The sequence below is a fragment of the Aquicoccus sp. genome (assembly GCF_041686535.1).
In the GTDB taxonomy this organism is placed as follows: domain Bacteria; phylum Pseudomonadota; class Alphaproteobacteria; order Rhodobacterales; family Rhodobacteraceae; genus Aquicoccus.
This window is the reverse complement of sequence record NZ_JAWLDS010000168.1, coordinates 1-3848: the sequence shown is the minus strand read 5'-3', so window position 1 is coordinate 3848 and position 3848 is coordinate 1. Positions and strand designations below refer to the sequence as shown.

Sequence of the window (3848 nt, the reverse complement as noted above, 5' to 3'; positions counted from 1 at the left end):
TCTTGGCGCCGACCCAACCACAATACTCCACGAAATCCGCGGTGCTTTCTCGCTCAATTACTCATTAGGTTTCTGTCTCTGCATGGCGTTGATGATGGCAACGTAGCGATCTGCGAGGACTCTTAAATCTTGATGGGCTAGCTCAATGATTTCACGAAGCTGCGAATCGTCCCCGATGGGGTCATAGGAGTGCTTGGCCATATGCGCTTGAATCGCATCAATTCTGACTTGGTCTTCGCCAAGAAAATCTCGGAAGTCGTGCTGGCCCTTCTTCGCATTGCAGGTGTGACAACTCGGGACAAGGTTTCCCATCCGGTGTTCCCCGAGCGATTGCTTGTTGGTGGGAATAACGTGATCCATGACCAAATCAGTCTGAGCGCCGCAATAGGCGCAAGCATTTCCAAATTCGTGCACAACCTCCTGCCAGTCCGCTTCGTTGAAGTGTTCCTCGCCGAGGCGGCTCAGTATGTTTCGGACCAAGGCATTTTGCGCATTCCCGATGGCGTTGCCTTTATAGCGACCTCGCGCGGCGCGAGGGAAACCTGCCGTCGTTTCATTTTCTGTAGAGGCGGTGGGTAACAACGGTACTTCTATTTGCCGCTGTTCGAGGTATTGATTGAGCAATTGCAGACTATTGCGCGTCGGCGGGTTGAACCACTGACTTGTGATGCGAACGGCGACGCCGCAAACAACATATTCTCGTGTCCAGTACCGGACACGTTCTGTTTCGCCAATTGCCTCCACTGGCTTGCAGAATGGATAGTTGATGTCGAATGTCTCTTTCGAATAACGCGGGTCTTGGAGGCGGGCAATTTCTGCCGGGTCTTGGGTCTCACAGTATTCAAGAATCGCGGGGATGCTGTTTCGAACAATTTGACCAATCTTCATACGGCATCCTCCGGTGCTACCCGCGACTTTCACACTGCTCCGAACGCCGATCAACCCTTGACCATTCAAACCGCATCGTTCGGAAGGTCAACGAAACCCGACGCGACCGCAGGTGTTTTTCACCGCCGATCAGATCGCTTTTTCGCGCTGGTATGGCGTGGGTCCATGCATGCCGCGCTTCGCCTGAGATGGTCAGAAGGCTTAGTGGCTGGAGAGCCAGATCAACCGTTCGGGAACTTGGATGATGCTCAAAACGCATCACGCAGGCCGACCCGAGGCTCAGGATTGCGATTGTCTCGCCAAAGCAAGGGCGACAGTCGATATGTGCCGCGATTCCTTGGCCGGGTAGGCACTCGTTGACGATGACTTGATCCGGCGTTTTCGGGAATACGCCTTCACAGGCCAACCGTTTTGCCACCCTTCGGTTGCGCTGCCAACGAGGGGATGCTTTTGGCAGGACGTGCCCCCGGCAGCCTTTACGAATTCGACAGCCAGATCGGCGTTGGATGCCTGATTTCCGACTTTAGGAACGAAAGCAAACCGATAGGTGTATCCCGTTCTGTGAGTGATGCGGATGTCGGCATGGTCAACGCTTGCGGGGGCGGCCGTCACCCGCGGGCACAGCCGATTTCCACACCACCGATCCCTTGCAGCGTGAGCAGATGCGTTCTCCGAACCCTTCGCTTTGGAAGATGGTCTTGCAGCGCAGGCAGGTGCGTTTCGTTGCAATATCGCCAGCGGCTCTTTTGGGTGTGAAGATCTCCGAATGGATTTTGGTCATGGTTTGCGCTCCTTGCGCGTGGTCAGCCGGGTGAATGTTGGTAGATGAATGCCCAGCGTTTCGGGCGCCGGGGATGTTGCCAAACCCGCGGTGGCTTTCGGGTCTGTTTCTTCTGTCCAGACCAGGAAACCGGTCATGGTTGCCGATCCGAAGGTTTGTGTCAGGGGCACATCGGCGGCATCGCGGCCCCGCGCGACGAGAAACCGTGCGAAGCGGGGCGCGGTGTTGCGCGGGTCGAAAAGGTGCCATTGGCCATCGAGGTAAACCTCCATCCAGGCGGCGAAATCACCGGTCGGATGGGGCAGCGGCTCGCCGATATCGCTCAGGTAACCGGTGCAATAGCGCGCGGGTATATTCAAGCAGCGGCACAACGCGATCGCCAGATGCGCGAAGTCGCGGCATACGCCCACGCCCTCGGCAAGCGTCTGCGAGGCAGTGCGCGTGGCCTTTGCGTGGTGATAGCCAAAGGTCACATGGGCCTGAACGAAGTCGCAGATTGCCTGGACGCGCGCCCAGCCGGTCGGACCCTTGTCAAAGATCTGCCAAGCCTGTTCGGACAGCAGATCGGTGTCGCAATAGCGGCTTCCCAATAGATAGACGAGCGTGTCGAAGGGCAGATCCTGCACCTCATGCTGGCGCGCCTCTGGTGCCACCGGGTCGGGCAGCCCGGCATCACGAAAGACCCCGTTGGTGGACAGCATGAAATCTCCTGCCGGGGCGACCATGCGTATGCACCAGTTGCCAAAGCCGTCCCGGTAGCCTTCGGCCGGGACGCCGGGAGCAAGGACAAGGCCATCCTGCCGGAGCAGATCGCTGAAACGGGACTGATGGACCGTCAGCATCGCAATAAGCGGTGTCGGTTGTGGAAAATGGAAGTCGAGACGGCATCCGAGGCTGATCAACATGGCCCGTATTCCCGGCAGAGGAGGTGCATGCCGTCCTTGATTGCGGTTGGATGATGTAACGCCACGCCCTTTATGAGACCTCCTGCGAAACCGCATGTCGTTGCGGCATACCTTCATTCTCTGCGACCTGGACCGCAGCGGCGACCTGCCGATCCAGTCTTGGCTGGTTGTGGCTGCCGCCATGATCGCCACCAGTTTCGGGACAGCCTGCAAGGTTGCCTTGCGCGTAGATTTGGCGGATTTCGGCTTCCGAGACCCGGTCGGCCGTCATCACGAGCCGAATCATGGGATCGGCCAGCATTTCCTCGACAAGGAAATCAACCAGTGCGTTGGCGGGCTGTCCGTCGCGGGTCAAGGCATGATCCAGCGCGGAAAGCGGCACGGTCAGGTTGCGTGACAGGCCCGGATGAGACCTGCGCGCGTGCAACTGCACCATCACAGAAGCCTTCCACCGTTCCGGGTTCAGGTGGTCTGGCGGCGCCTGGATTTCCGTTTCGAGATCGTAGTCACCGGCTGGCAGCAACTCGTCAAGGCCCGAAATCCTGAACGGTTTCGCGAATGAGACCGTTGTCTTGCAAATCGGGTCGGTCATGTGCGTCCTTTCGTTTCGGCGTGAGTGTGTGGATCGGCCAAGGGCAGCCGACAGGCTTTCGCCGCGTCACCTTGAACGTGGGCTGGACGATGCGACCGCGGCGACAGCGTGTTCGCGCGCGGTGTAGTCACCGTGCCAGACGCCACCGATCGTGACGACCCAGATACCGTTGCGTTCGTGAATCTGTTCGTTTTCAGGGGCTGGGCCATGGGCCGATTTCATGTTGGCGGCGTCGAAAGGCGAAGGCGCCGAACGCAAGCGGGCGTTTGCCCACCTGGCGGCGCGGAACACCCAGCGACAGAAGCCGGAGGTGCCCACGCAGCGCGCAGATTTTTCGGCATTGTCACGCTTGGTCTCTTTAGGCATCGGTCCTCTCGGCTTGGGTCGGGATCAACTGGTTGGCAGTTCGAGCGCCGTCAGGCACGCGGCTGCGAGAGTGCGGTCAGGCAATGACATTTCGGGCAAGGTCGCCCAGCCGGTCGCCATCCGCGCATCGCGCCTGCCCGTGCCCGTCGCTTGCCGGATCGTGGCAAGATGCGCGGCACGCGCCGGATCCGCCTGGGAACGCTCGACGCAGACAGGGGACCATCGTCGCCATGACCCGTTCACCGGCCATGGTTTGTGCCACGTGGTTGGCGTGGCTGCCGGTGGTCCAGCCGCCTGCGGTGAAGCCGACGATGGC

General features: G+C 59.4%; 5 protein-coding genes and 1 pseudogene. All 6 read right to left on the bottom strand.

The features are described from left to right. Positions 1-57 precede the first annotated feature (57 nt). Entirely contained in the window at positions 58-888 is an 831-nt protein-coding gene (locus ACESL9_RS17410; RefSeq protein WP_372675342.1) for an HNH endonuclease, read from the bottom strand. A 16-nt stretch (positions 889-904) separates the two neighbouring features. Further along, on the bottom strand, positions 905-1345 hold the full coding sequence (locus tag ACESL9_RS17405) for an alpha-ketoglutarate-dependent dioxygenase AlkB (RefSeq protein WP_372675343.1): 441 nt from the start codon (positions 1343-1345) through the stop codon (positions 905-907). Positions 1346-1474: 129 nt separating this feature from the next. After that, complete coding sequence (locus tag ACESL9_RS17400) at positions 1475-1669, bottom strand: hypothetical protein (protein WP_372675341.1); 195 nt, start codon at positions 1667-1669, stop codon at positions 1475-1477. After that, the gene (locus ACESL9_RS17395) at positions 1666-2574 is read right to left on the bottom strand and encodes a transglutaminase-like domain-containing protein (protein WP_372675340.1); all 909 of its coding nucleotides are present in this window, start codon (positions 2572-2574) and stop codon (positions 1666-1668) included. Before ACESL9_RS17395 ends, ACESL9_RS17400 begins: the two co-directional genes overlap by 4 nt. 70 nt (positions 2575-2644) lie before the next feature. Beyond that, positions 2645-3166: a hypothetical protein gene (locus ACESL9_RS17390; protein WP_372675339.1), complete on the bottom strand. Its 522-nt coding sequence runs from the start codon at positions 3164-3166 to the stop codon at positions 2645-2647. A gap of 442 nt (positions 3167-3608) precedes the next feature. Continuing rightward, positions 3609-3848, bottom strand: a pseudogene (locus ACESL9_RS17385) (hypothetical protein); the annotation flags it as partial.